The sequence below is a fragment of the Caballeronia terrestris genome (assembly GCF_001544515.1).
GTDB lineage: Bacteria > Pseudomonadota > Gammaproteobacteria > Burkholderiales > Burkholderiaceae > Caballeronia > Caballeronia terrestris.
The window spans coordinates 83,982-100,829 of record NZ_FCOL02000021.1 but is presented as its reverse complement, the minus strand read 5'-3'; the positions used below and the strand labels follow the sequence as shown (position 1 = coordinate 100,829).

18 protein-coding genes are annotated in these 16,848 nt (G+C 62.8%); 11 read left to right on the top strand and 7 right to left on the bottom strand.

The window, feature by feature from the left end; genetic code table 11:
- Positions 1-4: 4 nt before the first annotated feature.
- From rqpR to mgrA, 4 genes are all read right to left on the bottom strand, one after another.
- Positions 5-661 (bottom strand): response regulator transcription factor RqpR, encoded by a 657-nt coding sequence (gene rqpR, locus AWB67_RS18800; protein WP_087657760.1) that lies wholly within the window; start codon positions 659-661, stop codon positions 5-7.
- Between the two features lie 10 nt (positions 662-671).
- Positions 672-1,532: a sensor histidine kinase gene (locus AWB67_RS18795; RefSeq protein WP_125477622.1), complete on the bottom strand. Its 861-nt coding sequence runs from the start codon at positions 1,530-1,532 to the stop codon at positions 672-674.
- Between the two features lie 347 nt (positions 1,533-1,879).
- Entirely contained in the window at positions 1,880-2,650 is a 771-nt protein-coding gene (locus AWB67_RS18790) for a ferredoxin--NADP reductase (RefSeq protein WP_087657758.1), read from the bottom strand.
- Between the two features lie 417 nt (positions 2,651-3,067).
- Positions 3,068-4,111 carry an L-glyceraldehyde 3-phosphate reductase gene (gene mgrA / locus AWB67_RS18785; protein ID WP_087657757.1) on the bottom strand — a complete coding sequence of 348 codons (1,044 nt, stop codon included), beginning with the start codon at positions 4,109-4,111 and terminating at the stop codon, positions 3,068-3,070.
- A gap of 212 nt (positions 4,112-4,323) precedes the next feature.
- On the opposite strand from mgrA, the gene AWB67_RS18780 reads away from it, so the two are divergent.
- Together AWB67_RS18780 and AWB67_RS18775 are read left to right on the top strand one after the other, a co-directional pair.
- Complete coding sequence (locus tag AWB67_RS18780) at positions 4,324-5,130, top strand: mechanosensitive ion channel family protein (RefSeq protein ID WP_087657756.1); 807 nt, start codon at positions 4,324-4,326, stop codon at positions 5,128-5,130.
- Between the two features lie 35 nt (positions 5,131-5,165).
- Positions 5,166-5,372 carry a DUF3185 family protein gene (locus AWB67_RS18775; protein WP_087657779.1) on the top strand — a complete coding sequence of 69 codons (207 nt, stop codon included), beginning with the start codon at positions 5,166-5,168 and terminating at the stop codon, positions 5,370-5,372.
- A 3-nt stretch (positions 5,373-5,375) separates the two neighbouring features.
- On the opposite strand, the gene AWB67_RS18770 is transcribed toward AWB67_RS18775, so the two are convergent.
- Entirely contained in the window at positions 5,376-6,152 is a 777-nt protein-coding gene (locus tag AWB67_RS18770) for a phytanoyl-CoA dioxygenase family protein (protein ID WP_087657755.1), read from the bottom strand.
- A gap of 341 nt (positions 6,153-6,493) precedes the next feature.
- Here AWB67_RS18770 and AWB67_RS18765 point away from each other — a divergent pair, with 341 nt between their 5' ends.
- Complete coding sequence (locus AWB67_RS18765; protein WP_200821694.1) at positions 6,494-6,844, top strand: hypothetical protein; 351 nt, start codon at positions 6,494-6,496, stop codon at positions 6,842-6,844.
- Positions 6,845-7,141: 297 nt separating this feature from the next.
- On the opposite strand, the gene AWB67_RS39585 is transcribed toward AWB67_RS18765, so the two are convergent.
- Together AWB67_RS39585 and metK are read right to left on the bottom strand one after the other, a co-directional pair.
- Entirely contained in the window at positions 7,142-7,504 is a 363-nt protein-coding gene (locus tag AWB67_RS39585) for a hypothetical protein (protein ID WP_125477621.1), read from the bottom strand.
- Positions 7,501-8,688 carry a methionine adenosyltransferase gene (gene metK, locus AWB67_RS18760; RefSeq protein ID WP_087657754.1) on the bottom strand — a complete coding sequence of 396 codons (1,188 nt, stop codon included), beginning with the start codon at positions 8,686-8,688 and terminating at the stop codon, positions 7,501-7,503. The genes AWB67_RS39585 and metK overlap by 4 nt, the downstream gene beginning before the upstream one ends.
- A 263-nt stretch (positions 8,689-8,951) precedes the next feature.
- Between metK and AWB67_RS18755 the strand changes: the two genes are divergently transcribed.
- From AWB67_RS18755 to hslV, 8 genes are all read left to right on the top strand, one after another.
- Positions 8,952-9,836: a lipid A biosynthesis lauroyl acyltransferase gene (locus AWB67_RS18755; protein ID WP_087657753.1), complete on the top strand. Its 885-nt coding sequence runs from the start codon at positions 8,952-8,954 to the stop codon at positions 9,834-9,836.
- A 76-nt stretch (positions 9,837-9,912) separates the two neighbouring features.
- The gene (gene dapF / locus AWB67_RS18750) at positions 9,913-10,779 is read left to right on the top strand and encodes a diaminopimelate epimerase (RefSeq protein ID WP_087657752.1); all 867 of its coding nucleotides are present in this window, start codon (positions 9,913-9,915) and stop codon (positions 10,777-10,779) included.
- A 43-nt stretch (positions 10,780-10,822) separates the two neighbouring features.
- The gene (locus AWB67_RS18745; protein ID WP_087657751.1) at positions 10,823-11,542 is read left to right on the top strand and encodes a DUF484 family protein; all 720 of its coding nucleotides are present in this window, start codon (positions 10,823-10,825) and stop codon (positions 11,540-11,542) included.
- Between the two features lie 18 nt (positions 11,543-11,560).
- Positions 11,561-12,484, top strand: a complete 924-nt coding sequence (gene xerC / locus AWB67_RS18740; protein WP_087657750.1) for a tyrosine recombinase XerC — start codon at positions 11,561-11,563, stop codon at positions 12,482-12,484.
- Positions 12,485-12,526: 42 nt separating this feature from the next.
- A complete protein-coding gene (locus AWB67_RS18735) occupies positions 12,527-13,729 on the top strand; it encodes a class I SAM-dependent rRNA methyltransferase (RefSeq protein WP_087657749.1) in 1,203 nt (400 codons plus the stop codon).
- 155 nt (positions 13,730-13,884) lie between these two features.
- Complete coding sequence (locus AWB67_RS18730) at positions 13,885-14,958, top strand: CobW family GTP-binding protein (RefSeq protein ID WP_087657748.1); 1,074 nt, start codon at positions 13,885-13,887, stop codon at positions 14,956-14,958.
- Positions 14,959-15,522: 564 nt separating this feature from the next.
- A complete protein-coding gene (dksA, locus tag AWB67_RS18725) occupies positions 15,523-15,942 on the top strand; it encodes an RNA polymerase-binding protein DksA (RefSeq protein WP_087657747.1) in 420 nt (139 codons plus the stop codon).
- 352 nt (positions 15,943-16,294) lie between these two features.
- Positions 16,295-16,831 carry an ATP-dependent protease subunit HslV gene (gene hslV, locus AWB67_RS18720; RefSeq protein WP_087657746.1) on the top strand — a complete coding sequence of 179 codons (537 nt, stop codon included), beginning with the start codon at positions 16,295-16,297 and terminating at the stop codon, positions 16,829-16,831.
- The last annotated feature ends 17 nt before the right edge of the window (positions 16,832-16,848 follow it).

Sequence of the window (16,848 nt, the reverse complement as noted above, 5' to 3'; positions counted from 1 at the left end):
TTTATCAACCCGCCATCGCCGGATTCATATCGACCAGGCGATTGCTCATCACGTAGAACGTCAGCTCCGCGTTGTTCGCAAGTTTCATCTTGTCGAGCAGCCGCGAGCGATACACGCTCACCGTCTTCACCGAAAGCGACAGCGCCGTCGCGATATCCGTCAGGCGCTTGCCCGACGCGAGCATACACAGCGTCTGGTATTCGCGATCCGAGAGCTTTTCGTGCGGCAACTGCTCCGAATCCAGCGCGACGTAGGTCGCGAGCGCCTCCGCCATCGCCGGGCTCACGTATTTGCGTCCGGCCGCGACCTGCTGGATCGCGCCGATCATGAGCGCGGGATCGGCCGTTTTCGAGAGATAGCCCGCCGCGCCCGCCTTCAACGCGCGCACGGCGTATTGATCCTCGCGATACATCGAAAACATCAGCACCGGCATACGCGGCGTCTGGCGCTTCAGGCGCTTCAACACATCGACGCCATTGATGTCGGGCAGCGAGATGTCGAGCAGCGTCACATCGACCGGGCACTGGCCGGCGATGCTGATCGCCTGCGCGCCGGTTTCGGCCTCCAGCACCTCGGATGCGATGCCGCGCTCCAGCAGCAACTGCGCGACGCCGCGACGCACGATCGCGTGGTCGTCGGCGAGCAGGATCCTGAGTGTCAAGACGAAGCCCTCATGAGTTGAGCGCACGCAGCGTGCGGCGGATCGGCGTCGGCACAGCGCTTGAGGAAGCCGTCAGCGGGATTCGCGCGCGCACCGTAGTGCCGCCCGCTCGCGGCGTTTCGATCCGCAAGCTGCCGCTGAGCGCCGCGCAGCGTGCACGCATGCCAGCAAGGCCGAAACGCCCGCGCTTGCGACGCGCGGCGGCGCTCATGCCGATGCCGTCGTCGGACACGAAGAGCGTAACGAAACGCGCGCCGGCATCGATGCGTATTAATGCTTCATTCGCCCGTGCGTGACGCGCGACGTTGTTCAGCGCCTCCTGCGCGACGCGAAAGACGGCGAGCGCGGCGGCGTCGGAAAGCTGCGCGAGGTGTTCATCGCCGGACGATTCGACGCTCACGCGCAATGACGTACTCGCCGCGAAGCGCGCCGCCCAGTCGGCGAGCGCGCGGCTCACGCCGTCGTCGAAGCGCGGGGCGCTCAACCCGCTCACGATGCGGTGATTCGCCTCGCAGGCTGCAGCGATCGATTGCCGGGCGGTGTCGAGTGCTTCGACGCAGGGCACGGGGGCGTCGGCGGGAAGCCAGGTTCCGATGCGCGCGATCGCGAAGCGCGCGGCGGTCAGAGCCGCGCCGGCATCGTCGTGGAGGTCCTGGGCGAGCGAGCGGCGCACGCGTTCTTCGACGGCAGCAAGCTCCGCCGACAACTGCGCGACGCGCGCGGAAAGCCGCTGGATTTCGCGATCGGCGGCGATAGTCGCGTCGATCAGCGCGGACAACTTCTCGCGGTCGAACGCAGAGCCGGGTGCCGTCGACTGCACCACGCGGCGCGGCAGGCTCGGTTCCGAGAACGCAACAGTCGATGTCTTCATCTGATCCTCCTCGATAGGAGCGCATTCGGGGCGGCGTCGCAGTCCGACGTCGCAAGTAACTAAATTTACATTCGGTAACAGCGCGAGGGGCTGACGAGTCACGTTCCGCCAGAGTCTCAATGTTCGCGGATCATATCTCAAAAATATAAAAAAACTATGCCTGACAAGGCTTGGGAAGGAGAACCTCATGTGTTTTAACAAGTTTGCGACATTTCCGCGTGTCAGAAAAATGCCTACAGCGCGTTGGTGGCTCACGTGAAGTTGTAACCAGCGTCTCTTTCGACAAGCGAAAAAAAACCGGAGCACATGGCTCCGGTCTTCATTCCTGCCGTTTTCGTCGCAAAAAATCAGCCGACGAACGCCTTTTCCACGACGTAATGGCCCGGATGATTGTTGCTGCCTTCCTCGAAGCCCATTTCATCGAGCAACTGGCGCGTGTCGCGCAGCATGTGCGGGCTGCCGCAGAGCATCACGCGGTCGTTTTCCTTTGAGAACGGCGCCACGTCGAGGTCGGCGAACAGCTTCTTCGTCTCGATGAGATCAGTGATCCGGCCGCGATTTGCGAACTCTTCGCGCGTGACGGTCGGGTAGTACACCAGCTTTTCCTGGATCAGGTCGCCGAGATGCTCGTGCTCCGGCAAGTGCTCGGTGATGAAATCCTTGTACGCGAGTTCGTCGACGAAACGGCAGGTGTGCGTGAGCACGATCTTGTCGAAACGGTCGTAGACGTCCGGGTCCTTGATGATCGACATGAACGGCGCGAGCCCCGTGCCGGTCGAGAGCAGCCACAGCGTCTTGCCGGGCAACAGGTTGTCGGCGACGAGCGTGCCTGTCGGCTTCTTGCCGATCAGCACCGGGTCGCCCACCTTCAAATGCTGGAGGCGCGACGTCAGCGGGCCGTCCTGGACCTTGATGCTCAGGAATTCGAGATGCTCTTCGTAGTTCGCGCTCGCGAGGCTGTAGGCGCGCAGAAGCGGCTTGCCTTCGACTTCGAGGCCGACCATCGTGAACTGGCCGTTTTCGAAGCGGAACGCGGCATCGCGCGTGCAGGTGAAACTGAAAAGCGTATCGGTCCAGTGATGGACGCTCAGGACGGTTTGCGGATTAAGGTTGCTCATGGCTTCTTGGATAGTGCGAAAACGGGTGGCGCCAACGGCACGCGGCCGGGCCGGCTAGGAACGGGGCGCTGCGCGAAAAGACTGACGAGTGGGCTGACCCGCGCAACTTCAGTGCAAAAACAGTGCGATTTCCGCGCTTCTCGCGAAGCTCGTGCGGCGACTGCGCAGCCCGGCGCAATCCGGCATTTTAACGCGACACGCATTTTTACGTTGCGGCGCGGCAAATTGTCGATTTGCCGGCGCGGCAAGCTGGGCGCGGGGCCGCGTCGTCGGCGGCGTTGGCGCTTTGTGGCTTTTGGACTCGGGCGGAGCGGAAAGTCGCCTCCGCCCGATTAAGAATGCGCTGAGCCCGCATGATAGCAACCGGCGAGCGCCGCGCCGTCGAATGTCCCTGCTGGCGTCAGGTCGCGGAAAGCGTCAGATACGTTGGTCCGTCGACGGTTTTTCCCACAGGTTGACGCCGCCTTCCTGCGCGTACTGGTCGATTTCGGCAAGTTCCTCTTTCGAAAACTCGAGATTCTTCAACGCGCCGACATTCTCCACGACCTGCTCCGCCCGGCTCGCGCCGATCAGCACGGACGTCACGCGCCCGCCGCGCAGCGCCCACGCGAGTGCCATCTGCGCGAGGCTCTGGCCGCGCCGTTCCGCGAGTTCGTGCAGCTTTTTCACATGCGCGATGTTCGCCGCGCTCAGATGCTCCTGCTTCAGTGACCCGCCGCCCGGCTTGTTGACGCGCGCGTCCTGCGGAATGCCGTTCAGATATTTGCTGGTCAAAAGCCCCTGCGCGAGCGGCGTGAACGCGATGCTGCCCGCGCCGACGTCGTCGAGCGTATCGAGCAGTTCATCCTCGATCCAGCGATTGAGCATGTTGTACGACGGCTGGTGGATCAAAAGCGGCACCTTGTGCTCGGCGAGCAGGCGCGCCATTTCGCGCGTTTTACCCGGCGAATACGACGAAATCCCCACATACAGCGCCTTGCCCGAATGCACCGCCGTGGCGAGCGCGCCGGCGGTTTCCTCGAGCGGCGTATCGGCATCGAAACGGTGCGAGTAGAAGATATCGACGTAATCGAGGCCCATCCGCTTCAGGCTCTGGTCGAGGCTCGCGAGCACGTACTTACGCGAGCCGCCGCCCTGGCCGTACGGGCCCGGCCACATGTCCCAGCCCGCTTTCGACGAAATCAGCAGTTCATCGCGATACGGCTTGAAATCGTCCTTGAAGAGACGGCCGAAGTTCGTTTCCGCGCTGCCGTACGGCGGCCCGTAGTTGTTCGCGAGGTCGAAATGCGTGATGCCGAGATCAAAAGCGGTGCGCAGGATGTCGCGCTGCGTGGAAATCGGCGTGGTATCGCCGAAGTTGTGCCAGAGCCCCAGCGACAACGCCGGCAACTTCAGGCCGCTCTTGCCGCAGGTGCGGTAGGCCATTTGCGAATAGCGTTCGGAGGCTGCTTCATAAGGCATGACGGATTTCCTCGGTCGATGTGAAAAGTGGCACAAGAAGCGCACAGGCGTTTCAAAAATTGCGCGCCAAGCCTGTCATGGTAGCCAATCGCGCAACGCCGCGCAGGCTGCGACAACGGCGTCTCGCTATTCGGGACTAGCCGTTTGGCCAACGCAGGGAACGATCGCGTCCGACAAAAGCCCAACGCTGATCTTTAGCAAGGAGCCTCCGCATGGAACCCATCGAACGACTACGCCCCGCCTACGACCTGATGATCGCCGCCGGCCTGAATATCCTGATCGCGCTGTTGATCGTCGCGGTCGGCTGGTGGCTGTCGAATCGCGTCGCGAACATGCTGCGGCGCGCGCTCGGCCGGACCAACGCCGACGCCACGCTCACGCCCGTGCTCGCGAGCCTTGCGCTCTGGTCGATCCGCGTCATCGCGATCGTCGCGGCGCTCGGCAAATTCGGCATCGCGGCGGCGAGCATCCTGACCGTGCTCGGCGCGGCCGGCCTCGCAATCGGCCTGGCGCTGCAGGGCACGCTGCAGAATATCGCGGCTGGCTTGATGCTGTTGCTGCTGCGGCCGTTCCGCGTAGGCGATTACATCGAAGGAATCGGCACGACGGCGGGCACGGTGAACGAAATCGGCCTCTTCACGACGCGGCTCACGAAAAACGACGGCGTCATCATGTTCGTCCCAAACAGCACGATCTGGGCGAATCCGGTGACCAATTACAGCGCGAACGAGCGCCGGCGCGTCGTGCTGACGTTTCACGTCCCGCACGCGCAGAGCGTCGATCATGCGCTCGGTGAACTGCAAAAACTGGTGGCAAACGATCCGCGCGTGATCGACGTGCCGGCCAAGCCGTGGATCGCCGTCACGGACTACACGGACACGGGCGTGAAGCTGAACGTCGGCGTGTGGACGCGCGCCGGCGACCATGCGGCCCTGCAGGCGGACATGCTGCGCCGCATCCAGCCGCTGACGAAGCCCGAGCCGGCGCCAAAACTGGACGAGCCGCAAGTCGCCTTGTAACCTTGCGCGCCTCGTATCCCGAAAAAGAGGAATTCATGCTCAAGGCGATTTCCGCGGCGCTACTGGTCGGCGGCATCGTGCTGCTGTATTTCGGCGGCACGTCGTTTCATTCACTGTCTAACGACGTCTCGCGCTTTTTCACCGGCTCTCCGACCGACAAGACGATCTGGCTGATCGCGGGCGGCGTCGTCGCGACGCTCGTCGGGCTCATCGGCCTGACGATTCCCTCGCGACGCCGCTAGACCTCAAAGCAGTTCGACTTCCGGCTTCGCCGCCGAGCGCGTCCCGGGCAGCGGCGCATTGCTCGCGCCGTGATATGTGTAGACGAGCGAGAACTTCACCTGATCGGTGAGGTTTTTGCCGGCGGAATGCAGCGTGTTGCAGTGGAAGAACACGACGTCGCCCGCCTTCAGTTCAGGCGAAACGGCCGTGCGGATCAGCGCCTCGTTCTCCGGGATGTCGGAGCGGAAGAACTTGGCGTCGTCGAAACGTTCGGACGTGAACGGCAGCTTGTGCGACATCGGCACGAACCAGAGCGCGCCGTTTTCCACTTTCTCCGAACCGAGCGCGATCCACGCGGAAACGAGATCGTCGCGCTCGAACGCCCAGTAGCGCACGTCGCGATGCCAGCCCGTCAGGCTGCCGTACGCCGGGTGCTTCGTCATTACGCAGTTGTGATGCGCGCGCGAGAGAACCGGCGTCTCGCCGAAATACAGCTCCATCCAGCTACGCACTTCGGGCGCCGTCGCCCATTCGGCGAAGAGCGGATCGCGCACGTAGGCGTCGAGCAGACGCCGCGCGGTGTGGCCGCCGGGCGCATCCTTCGAATCCGGCGCACCCGGGTATTTGAGATCGGCTTCGAACTCGATGGGCGCCGCCGCTTCCTTCAACTGACGTCCCGCGACTTCGAGCAGCGCCGCGCAGCGATCGGGCGGCACGAGCCCCGTCACGATCACATAACCCGTTTCGCGCAGTTCGCGAACCTGATCCTTCTTCGACAGCAACGACTTTTGATCAGACATTTCCAGCTCACATGTAAGGCGCTTTTGCTTCCCTCGCGTGTAAGGCGCGAAAGCAAATTAGGGCGAATACACAATTGTAAATCCACGCGCATTGCCGCGGTTTTCGGGCCCACTCTTGAGACCTCCAAGCTATCTGTTTGAAGCGCTTCCTACGTTAATTGCGGGAAAACGCGGACTTACGATGGTCATCTTTGTCTTGTAACCTTCGCGCATCAATTCGGTGCAACTTCGCCGTCGCAATCGGATCGAACTGAAAAACACGCATTGAACGACTTTTTTGAGACGACTGTCGCCGAGTTGAAGCGCGATCCTCGCGAATGCAACCGGCGCACAACCAAGCCATGACCAACCGATTTGCCTTGAGCCTTACCCGCGTCGCCGCTCGTGCGGCGCGTCCTGCCCGTCGCGGCGTCGTTCGCGCGCTGCGACATCACTCCGCGCGCACGAAGGCCATCGCGGAGCAACTGAAGTATGTGCATCCCGTCGACGGCATCCGTTCGTGGTTTCGCGGATTTTTCCTGACGCTGCGCGTGCGTGCAGCGTCGCGGCGCGTGTCGCTGAAGGCGCTGCTGCGGCGTCCGGCGCAACTGCGCGCGCCGGTGCCGAAGCCGCGCGCCGCCGCGCTCACGAGCCGCCGTCCGCGACGCCTCTCGACAAGCAGCGCCGGCTGGTTCGCCTTCGCGGCGCGCTGATTTTTAGGTGTCGACTTTCATTTCGTCGAGCGTCGGACAGACCGTATAGCCTCCTCACCGTCGCCGCGTTCGCTGAGCCGCGCGCGAGAGCCTTATGCCCTCGTCCAGATCGGGATTCGTGAGAAACAGCGGCTGCGCCACCTTAATTTTTTCCAACACGAGTGCTATCTGGAAGTGCGGGTGCCGCGAGGTCTAAGGCTATAGCGTCTCTGCGCTTCGCTTTCCCCGCCGGGTTTTTCCCGCAGCCGTGTAGGTGAACCGGCCTTTTCTGGAAACGATTTCGCAGGAAACGCGCGGTTAATGGCCACGGCAGCCGCGCGCCCTGCTTTCTCCACCATATCGCAGCCGTTGTAGCGAACCGGGCTTTTCTCGAAGCGAATTCGCCACAAGCGCACGGCCAAATGCCACGGCATCCGCGCACCCTGATTTCTCCACCACCCCGAAGCCGTTGTAGCGAACCGGGCTTTTCTCGAAGCGAATTACCACAAGCGCGCGGCCAAATGCCACGGCATCTGCGCGCCCTGCTTTCCCACCGCTCATTCCCCGCAGCCGTCGCAGCGAGTCGCGAAAATCGTCCGATACAGCACCGTGCCCTTCGAGCGGACGAAAAAAAACCCGGCGAGCCGGGTTTTTCGTGAAGCGATACAGGACCGCGTTCAAGCGACCTGAACGACCGGCTCCGTGCCGGCAGCTTCTGCAAGCGTGAGCGCCTTATCGGTGAATTCCCAGGAGAATTCCGGCTCTTCGCGACCGAAGTGACCATATGCCGCAGATTTTTCGTAGATCGGACGCAGCAGATCGAGCATCTGGATGATGCCCTTCGGACGCAGATCGAAGTGATCGAGCACGAGCTTCGTGATTTCCGCATCCGACACGCGGCCGGTGCCGAACGTGTTGACCATCACCGAAGTCGGGCGCGCCACGCCGATGGCGTACGACACCTGGATCAGGCAGCGCGAAGCCAGCCCCGCCGCGACGACGTTCTTCGCGACATACCGTCCGGCGTAAGCCGCCGAGCGATCGACCTTCGACGGGTCCTTGCCCGAGAACGCGCCGCCGCCGTGGGGCGCCGCGCCGCCGTACGTATCGACGATGATCTTGCGGCCCGTCAGACCGCAATCGCCTTGCGGACCGCCGATCACGAAACGCCCGGTCGGGTTCACGAGGAACTTGATGTCGCCCTTGATGAGATCGGCGGGCAGCGTCGGCTTGATGATCTCTTCGATCACGGCTTCGCGCAGGTCCGTGAGGTCGATGTCCGGCGCGTGCTGCGTGGAGAGCACGACGGTATCGATCGAATGGGCCTTTCCGTCGACGTAGCGCACGGTCACTTGCGACTTCGCGTCCGGACGCAGCCACGGCAGACGGCCGTCGCGGCGCAAATTCGCCTGACGCTCGACCAGACGATGCGACAAGTGGATCGGCAGCGGCATCAGTTCGGGCGTTTCGTCGCAGGCGTAGCCAAACATCAGGCCCTGGTCGCCGGCGCCCTGGTCGAGGTTGTCGTCGTGGGCCGTGTTCACGCCCTGCGCGATGTCCGGCGATTGCTTGTCGTACGCGACGAGCACCGCGCAGCCGCGATAGTCGATGCCGTAATCGGTGTTGTCGTAGCCGATGCGCTTGATGGTTTCACGCGCGACCTGGATGTAGTCAACGTTGGCGGTGGTCGTGATTTCGCCCGCGAGGACGACGAGACCGGTGTTGCAAAGGGTTTCAGCCGCGACGCGCGAATACTTGTCCTGTGCCAGGATGGCGTCGAGGATGGCGTCGGAGATTTGATCGGCGACCTTGTCCGGGTGGCCTTCGGATACAGATTCGGATGTAAACAGATAGTCGTTTGACACGCTTCAGACTCCATTAAGTACGGTTGATTTGCTCACGTAGCCGACTTCGTTTGGAGTCTGAAGCGGCGACGCTTTAGCGGATTACTCTTTCCGGCGGCCCCTTTTGGCGCCTCCGGCTTCGCCCCGCAAGTTGTCCATTAACTCGGCGAAGGTTTTATTATAGCGTTTTCCTACCTTTGTCACAGAGCCGAACGCTTGCCGCTATTCGTCCCGCCTCTATTTTCAACCCGCTCCGAGCGGCCGTCCAATTGCCGGAGCGAGCCATGCTAGGGCGGTTCGGCATCGCACTCGCAGTCGGTTTCCTCAAATTCCTCGCGATCATCCCGTACGGCATCACCGCCCGTTTCGGCGATGGCCTGGGCTGGCTGCTCTACCAGATCCCGAGCAGCAGAAAACGCATCGTTCACACGAATTTGCGCCTGTGCTTCCCCGAATGGACGCCTGAGCGCCGCGAAGAAGTCGCGCAGATGCACTTCCGGCACGCCATCCGCAGCTACGTCGAGCGCAGCGTGCAATGGTTCGGCTCGGCGAAAAAACTCGAAAAGCTGATCGAAGTCGATAGCGCCGTCGATCTCTCCGATCCCGACCTGCCGCCCACACTCTTCCTCGGGCTGCATTTCGTCGGCATCGAGGCGGGGTCGATCTTCCTCAATTACACGCTGCACCGGCAGTGCGGGTCGCTCTACCAGCCGTTTTCGAATCCGCAGATCGAGGAAATCGCGAAACGGCAGCGCGCCCGCTTCGGCGCCGACATGGCGAGCCGCGCCGACAGCGCGCGCATCGTGCTGCGCTGGCTGCGCGACCGCAAACCCGTGATGCTCGGCGCCGACATGGACTACGGCATGCGCAATTCGGCGTTCGTGCCCTTCTTCGGCATCCCGACCTGCACGCTGACCGCCGTAGGACGGCTCGCGAAGGCGGGACACGCGCAACTGGTGCCGTTCATCGGCGAAGTGCTGCCGGGGTACAAGGGTTATCGGCTGAAAATCTTCAAACCTTGGGAAAATTATCCGACCGGCAATGACGAAGCCGACGCGCGCCGCATGAACGAATTTCTCGAAGAGCAGATTCCGCGGCTTCCCGAGCAATATTATTGGGTCCACAAGCGTTTCAAGACGCGTCCGCCAGGGGAGGCGGAGTTTTATTGACCCAATGCCTGAAAGCGTCCGGCGTTAGCCATTCGGCCGAAGGTCCGGCCCGCTCCGCTCACATACAATAGCGGGCATGAAACTCAAATTCACCAAGATGCACGGCGCGGGCAACGACTTCGTCGTGCTCGACGGCTACACGAAACCGCTCACCTTGAGCGCGGCGCAGGTCCGCGCGCTCGCGAACCGGCACTTCGGCGTCGGCGCGGACCAGTTGCTGCTCGTCGAGAAGCCGACCATCGACGGCGTCGATTTCAAGTACCGAATCTTCAATTGCGACGGCGGCGAAGTCGAACATTGCGGCAACGGTGCGCGCTGCTTCGTGAAATTCGTGCGCGATCGCGGCCTGACGGGCGCGGCGAGCGTGCGCGTGCAGGTCCAGCAAGGCGTCATCACGCTGACGATGCTGGAAAACGGCGAAGTCGTCGTCGATATGGGCAGTCCGGTGTTCGATCCGCCGCGAGTGCCGTTCGACGCGAAGGGCCTCGAAGGCCGTCAGGAAGGCGCCGACACGCTCTGGCCGCTCGACGTGAACGGCGAAACGCGCTGGATTTCGGCGGTATCGATGGGCAATCCGCACGCGATGCAGATCGTCGGCGATGTGGAGGCGTATCCCGTGCTGGAAGAAGGGCCGCTTGTCGAAAAGCACGCGCGCTTTCCGAACAGGGTGAACGCGGGATTCATGCAGATCGTCGATAGAAACGCGGTGAAGCTGCGCGTCTTCGAGCGCGGCGCGGGCGAAACGCTCGCATGCGGCACGGGCGCGTGCGCGGCGGTCGCGGCGGGCATCCGGCGCGGCCTGCTCGATTCGCCGGTGCGCGTCGCGACGCACGGCGGCACGCTGACCATCACCTGGGCCGGCGCCGCCGACGAATCCGCGCCGCTCCTCATGGCCGGCCCCGCCAAGACCGTCTTCGAAGGCGAAATTGAACTCGCCGACTGATGCCGCGCGCATCACGCATCAATATGGATAACCAGCCGAGACCATGAACGAACGCGAAGTCGCCGATTACCTGCTGGACAACCCCGATTTCTTCGCCGAGCACGCGGAGTTGCTCGGCACCATCCGCCTGTCGAATCCGCACGGCAAGTCGGCGGTGTCGCTGCAGGAACGCCAGATGGAAATGCTGCGCGACAAGAACAAGCAACTCGAACGGCGCCTCGCCGAATTGCTGCGCTACGGCCACGAAAACGACAGCATCGCATCGAAATTCAATCGCTGGACGATTCGCGTGATGGGCGAGCGCGATCCGCACGCGCTGCCGAAAACCATCAGCGCGGGCCTCTGCGAAACCTTCGATGTGCCGCAGGCCGCGCTGCGCGTGTGGGACGTCGCCGAGCCGCATTCGCAGGCTGATTTCGCCCGCAGCGCCGGCGAGGAAGTGCGGATTTTCGCGAACAGCCTCGCGACGCCTTACTGCGGCGCGAATACCGGCTTCGAGGCCGCGCAGTGGCTGACGTCGGCGAGTTCGGTGTCGGTGGCATCGGCGACGACGGATGGCGTCGTCGATTCCGCGAACACCACCGAATCCATTGCGCTGCTCGCGCTGCGCGATCCGCTCGCCGGCCCCGAAGCGCCGGCCTTCGGGCTGCTGGTGATGGGGTCTCCCGACCCGCGCCGCTTCCACGAAGGCATGGCGACCGATTTCCTCACGCAGATCGCGGCACTCGCCAGCGCGGCGCTGAGCCGCCTGCTGCCGCACTAAAAGCCAAGCGACCAAGCGATGAACGCCGCCGATCCCGTCGCCGCCTATCTGTCGATGCTCGAGCACGAGCGGCGCCTGTCGGCGCATACGCTGCGCGGCTACACGCACGAGCTTGAAGAATTGAAAAAGCTGGCAAACGGCCGCGCGCTCGAAACGCTCACCGCTAGCGACATGCGCGGCGCCGTGTCGCGCGCGCATGCGGGCGGGCTGACGGCGCGTTCGATCGCGCATCGGCTTTCGGCGTGGCGGGCGTTTTATCGCTGGCTGGCGGAGCGCGTGGAGATGGCGGCGAACCCGGTCGCGACCGTGCGCGCGCCGAAGGGCGCGAAGACGCTGCCGAAGGTGCTCTCCGTCGACGACGCCAACACGCTGATGGAAGCGCCCCACGCCGACACGACCGAAGCGCTGCGCGACCACGCCATCCTGGAACTGTTTTATTCGTCGGGCTTGCGGCTCTCAGAGCTCGTGAATCTCGATATTTTCGAGATCAAGACGAATGATCACGAATCCGTCGGCTGGCTCGATCTGCCGAACACGGAAGTCAACGTGTTCGGCAAGGGCGGAAAGCGGCGCAAGGTGCCGGTCGGCCGCAAAGCGATCGACGCCCTGCGCGCCTGGATGGACGTGCGCGGCGAGTTCGTCAAGCTCGATCCGTATGCGCTTTTCCTGTCGGTGCGCGGCAACCGGATGTCGCCGAACGTCGTGCGCGACCGCGTAAAGCTCATGGCGCTGCGCGCTGGCATCCCGTCGAACGTGCATCCGCACGTGCTGCGGCATTCGTTCGCCACGCACGTTCTGCAGTCGAGCGGCGATCTGCGCGCGGTGCAGGAACTGCTCGGCCACGCGAGTATCACCGCGACGCAGGTCTATACGTCGCTCGATTTCCAGCATCTCGCACGCGTCTACGATTCGGCGCATCCGCGCGCCAAGAAGCGCGACTGATTCTCCCTGGCGCACTTTATAAGCGCCAAAACCTGCAGACCCATGAACACCATCACGCTCAAACCGGCGAAGGAAAGGTCGCTCGCGCGCCGCCATCCGTGGATTTACGCGAACGCGATCGAACACATCGACGGCAAGCCGGCGCCGGGCGCGACCGTTATCGTCCGCTCGCACGACGGGCGCTTTCTCGCGCGCGCGTCGTACAGCCCGCAGTCGCAGATCCGCGCGCGCGTCTGGAGTTTCGACGAAACCGAGCCGATCGATCACGCGTTCTTCAAACGCCGCGTCCAGCGGGCGATCGCCCATCGCGCGGCGATGATCCGCGACACGGGCGCGACGCGTCTGATCTTCGGCGAGGCGGACGGCTTGCCAGGCCTGATCGTCGACTACTACGTCGCCGACGATGAGTCGAAGCGCGGCCAGCTCGTCTGCCAGTTCATGGCGACAGGGGTCGAAGCGTGGAAGACCGCGATCGTCGACGCGCTCACCGGCGCGACCGGCTGCCCGAACGTGTACGAGCGCTCGGACGTATCGATTCGCCAGAAAGAGGGGCTCGAACAGATCACGGGCGTGCTCGCCGGCGACCCGCCGCCCGAAACGCTGATCACAAATGAATGCGGCGTGCGCTATCACGTCGATGTGAAAAACGGTCACAAGACGGGCTTCTACGTCGATCAGCGTGACAACCGCGTGCTCGTCGCCGAATACGCCCACGAGCGCGACGTACTGAACTGCTTCTGCTACACGGGCGGTTTTTCGCTTGCAGCGTTGAAAGGCGGGGCGAAGCGCGTAGTGTCGATCGATTCGTCGGGCGAGGCGCTGGCTTTGGCTCAGCAGAACGTGCTCGCAAACGGCTTCGACCCGGAACGCGCCCAATGGCTCGACGCCGACGCCTTCAAAACGCTCCGGCGTCTCTACGACGAAGGCGAGCGCTTCGGCCTGATCGTGCTCGATCCGCCAAAGTTCGCGCCGTCGCGGGAGCATGTGGATCGGGCGGCGCGCGCCTACAAGGACATCAACCTCACCGGCTTCAGGCTGCTGCGCCCGGGCGGGCTGCTTTTCACGTACTCGTGCTCCGGCGCGATCGACGCCGATTTGTTCCAGAAGATCGTCGCGGGCGCGGCGGCGGATGCGAAGGTCGACGCGCGCATCCTCAAGCGGCTCGGCGCGGGCGTCGATCACCCGCTCCTGACGGCGTTTCCGGAAGGCGAATACCTGAAAGGCCTGTTATTGCAAATCGCCTGACCGGCCATAACTGATTAGCCACGAGGCGCGGTCCGCAGAGCGCCAGCTTGACAAATATGTTTCAATAATTGGCTAATCGCTGCTTTCTGGTGAACAACTGGCACAGTGAAAGCGGCGCGAAACACCTTCATCGACTTCAAAGCACAGGCGACCACATGATTCCCGTAACCATCCTGACCGGCTTTCTGGGCAGCGGCAAAACCACGCTGCTCAAGCGCATCCTGAACGAGAAGCACGGCATGAAGATCGCCGTGATCGAGAACGAATTCGGCGAAGAGAACATCGACAACGAAATTCTCGTGCAGGACTCGAACGAGCAGATCATCCAGATGAGCAACGGCTGCATCTGCTGCACCATTCGCGGCGATCTGGCCCGCGCGCTGGAAGACCTGGCCGACCGCAAGAAGGCGGGTACGCTCGATTTCGACCGCGTCGTGATCGAAACGACCGGCCTCGCGAACCCGGGCCCCGTCGCGCAGACGTTCTTCATGGACAACACCATCGCCGACGAATTCCTGCTCGACGCGATCATCACGCTCGTCGATGCGAAGCACGGCAACCATCAACTCGACGAGCACGAAGTGGTGCAGCGGCAAGTCGGTTTCGCCGATCGCCTGTTCATCACGAAATCGGATCTGGTCGATGCGGCGGCGCTGGACGATTTGAAACATCGCCTCGTGCACATGAATCCGCGTGCGGCGATCCGCGTGGTGAATTTCGGCGACGCCGACATCAAGGAAATCTTCGACCTGCGCGGCTTCAACCTGAACTCGAAGCTGGAAATCGACCCTGATTTCCTCGTGGAAGACGATCACGATCACGCGCATGCGCATGACCACGCGCACGACGACGACCACGATCACGCGACCTGCGGCCACGACCACAGCCACGATCACGAGCATCACAATCACCATCACGCGCACCACGACGACAAGATCAAGTCGTTCGTCTACCGCAGCGACAAGCCGTTCGACGCGAACCGCCTCGAAGACTTCCTCGGCGGCATTCTGCAGATTTATGGCGAGCGCCTGTTGCGCTACAAGGGCGTGCTCTATATGAAGGGCGTCGATCGCAAGGTCGTCTTCCAGGGCGTGCACCAGATGATGGGCAGCGACCTCGCCGGCAAGTGGCAACCGATCGAAAAGAAGAACAGCAAGATGGTGTTCATCGGCATCGAACTGCCGCAGGACCTGATCACCGACGGCCTCGACGCCTGCCTCGTGAAGTAAACTCCTCGCGATAACCCGCACCCGACGCCGCGCTCAATTGAGCGCGGCGTTTTTTCTGGTGGCTTTCGATTCAAAACTGTTACCACTCACACGAACGCTGGTCGCTTTTTGAACGCTCAGGCGTTATATTTTTGAGATTCGGGCGCTAATCGACAGGGTTTTCCATGGTTATCGTCTGAAATTGCGATTCAGTTACAATACAGCCCCACTGAAGAAGGGCAGCGGTCCGTGTGGCGGGTTAGAGCCGCCGATCGGACGGCAGCAAAACTGAATGGGCCTCGCGAATGCGGCGAGTCGAATTGTCCGGGGTATAAGACGATTTAAGACAATTTGAGACAAAGCGTTCGAGGGTCGGAGGTGCGGGAAGGACGTTTATTTGGGCGTCGTCCCGGACACCCGCAATCGGTTACCAGAGGAGTTCGGCCCCGCGTCGACGCGTAGATCATAAAAAAGCGCGTCACGGCAGCCATCCATGCGAGCACTTTCGCATCGACGCTGTCAGCGGGCAACGCAGAAGTGCGGGCTGTGCGTAAGACATCGCCCCACATTGAAGAAGCAAGCCAGATGACGACGAAACGACTCTTGACCGAAGCCGAAATCCTGAAGATGGGCGAGAAGGATTACATGAACGAGGATCAGCTCGCTTTCTTCAAGAGCCGGCTCGAACAGTTGCAGGCCGACATCCTTAAAAATGCCGGCCAGACGACCGAAAATCTGCGGGAAACGGTGATCGTGCCGGATCCGGCGGACCGAGCGACGATCGAGGAAGAACATGCCCTCGAACTGCGCACGCGTGACCGCGAGCGCAAGCTGCTGAAGAAGGTGCAGCAATCGCTCGCGCGCATCGATTCCGGCGATTACGGCTGGTGCGAGGAAACGGGCGAGCCGATCGGCATCCCGCGCCTTATCGCGCGCCCGACCGCCACGCTGTCGCTCGAAGCGCAGGAACGCCGCGAATTGCGCCAGAAGCTGTTCGGCGACTGACGGGCGCTTCGGCCGGGCTTCGTTGCGGGTCTTGCCCGCCGCGGGAGACCCGCCGCCTCTTGGCCACGCCGCGACCTTGAAAAGGCACACGTCAACCGTGTGCCTTTTTGCTTTTCGAGCGTCCGGTTCGTCCTTCGCTAAAAAGCGCGATTTCTTCCGCCGCCTCCAAAACGCGACTTGATAATTCGGAGCGCGCCCTAAAATGGACTGGACGCGCCCAGTACGGGCGTGGGCGCGGCGCGACTCCCGGAAGTCGAATCCGCGCGGAACCCGCGCCGCGCACTCCATCGAATTCTCGACAGCGCGGTGGCTCTCGAGCCGCCCGCGTCCTTCGTTTTCAAAAGGAACGCACATGGAACAATTTCACGGCACGACGATCGTCTCCGTGCGACGCGGCGGCCAGGTCGCGCTGGGCGGCGACGGCCAGGTGACGCTCGGCAACATCGTCATGAAGGGCGGCGCGAAAAAAGTGCGCCGCATCTATGGCGGCAAGGTGCTGGTCGGCTTCGCGGGCGGCACCGCCGACGCGTTCTCCCTCCTCGACCGCTTCGAAGCCAAGCTGGAAAAGCATCAGGGCAACCTGACGCGCGCCGCCGTCGAACTGGCGAAGGACTGGCGCACCGACCGCATGCTGCGCCGCCTGGAAGCGATGCTGATCGCCGCCGACGCGCAGGCCACGCTCGTGATCACCGGCAATGGCGACGTGCTCGACCCGGAAAACGGCATCTGCGCGATCGGCTCGGGCGGCGCATATGCGCAGGCCGCGGCGCAGGCGCTGACGGAAAACACTGAACTCTCGCCACGCGACATCGTCGAGAAGTCGCTCGCGATCGCCGGCGACATGTGCATCTACACGAATCACAATCGCGTCATCGAGACGATCGAGTAAGGCCGGAACAGCCAAAG

Bases quoted from the DNA above. Each gene is read 5' to 3' on its own strand.
- hslV (WP_087657746.1), top strand. From the start codon at position 16,295: ATGGAACAATTTCACGGCACGACGATCGTCTCCGTGCGACGCGGCGGC.
- AWB67_RS18780 (WP_087657756.1), top strand. From the start codon at position 4,324: ATGGAACCCATCGAACGACTACGCCCCGCCTACGACCTGATGATCGCC.
- xerC (WP_087657750.1), top strand. From the start codon at position 11,561: ATGAACGCCGCCGATCCCGTCGCCGCCTATCTGTCGATGCTCGAGCAC.
- AWB67_RS18730 (WP_087657748.1), top strand. From the start codon at position 13,885: ATGATTCCCGTAACCATCCTGACCGGCTTTCTGGGCAGCGGCAAAACC.
- AWB67_RS18790 (WP_087657758.1), bottom strand. From the start codon at position 2,650: ATGAGCAACCTTAATCCGCAAACCGTCCTGAGCGTCCATCACTGGACC.
- AWB67_RS18755 (WP_087657753.1), top strand. From the start codon at position 8,952: ATGCTAGGGCGGTTCGGCATCGCACTCGCAGTCGGTTTCCTCAAATTC.
- AWB67_RS18770 (WP_087657755.1), bottom strand. From the start codon at position 6,152: ATGTCTGATCAAAAGTCGTTGCTGTCGAAGAAGGATCAGGTTCGCGAA.
- mgrA (WP_087657757.1), bottom strand. From the start codon at position 4,111: ATGCCTTATGAAGCAGCCTCCGAACGCTATTCGCAAATGGCCTACCGC.
- dapF (WP_087657752.1), top strand. From the start codon at position 9,913: ATGAAACTCAAATTCACCAAGATGCACGGCGCGGGCAACGACTTCGTC.
- dksA (WP_087657747.1), top strand. From the start codon at position 15,523: ATGACGACGAAACGACTCTTGACCGAAGCCGAAATCCTGAAGATGGGC.
- AWB67_RS18795 (WP_125477622.1), bottom strand. From the start codon at position 1,532: ATGAAGACATCGACTGTTGCGTTCTCGGAACCGAGCCTGCCGCGCCGC.
- AWB67_RS18765 (WP_200821694.1), top strand. From the start codon at position 6,494: ATGACCAACCGATTTGCCTTGAGCCTTACCCGCGTCGCCGCTCGTGCG.
- AWB67_RS18735 (WP_087657749.1), top strand. From the start codon at position 12,527: ATGAACACCATCACGCTCAAACCGGCGAAGGAAAGGTCGCTCGCGCGC.
- AWB67_RS18775 (WP_087657779.1), top strand. From the start codon at position 5,166: ATGCTCAAGGCGATTTCCGCGGCGCTACTGGTCGGCGGCATCGTGCTG.
- AWB67_RS18745 (WP_087657751.1), top strand. From the start codon at position 10,823: ATGAACGAACGCGAAGTCGCCGATTACCTGCTGGACAACCCCGATTTC.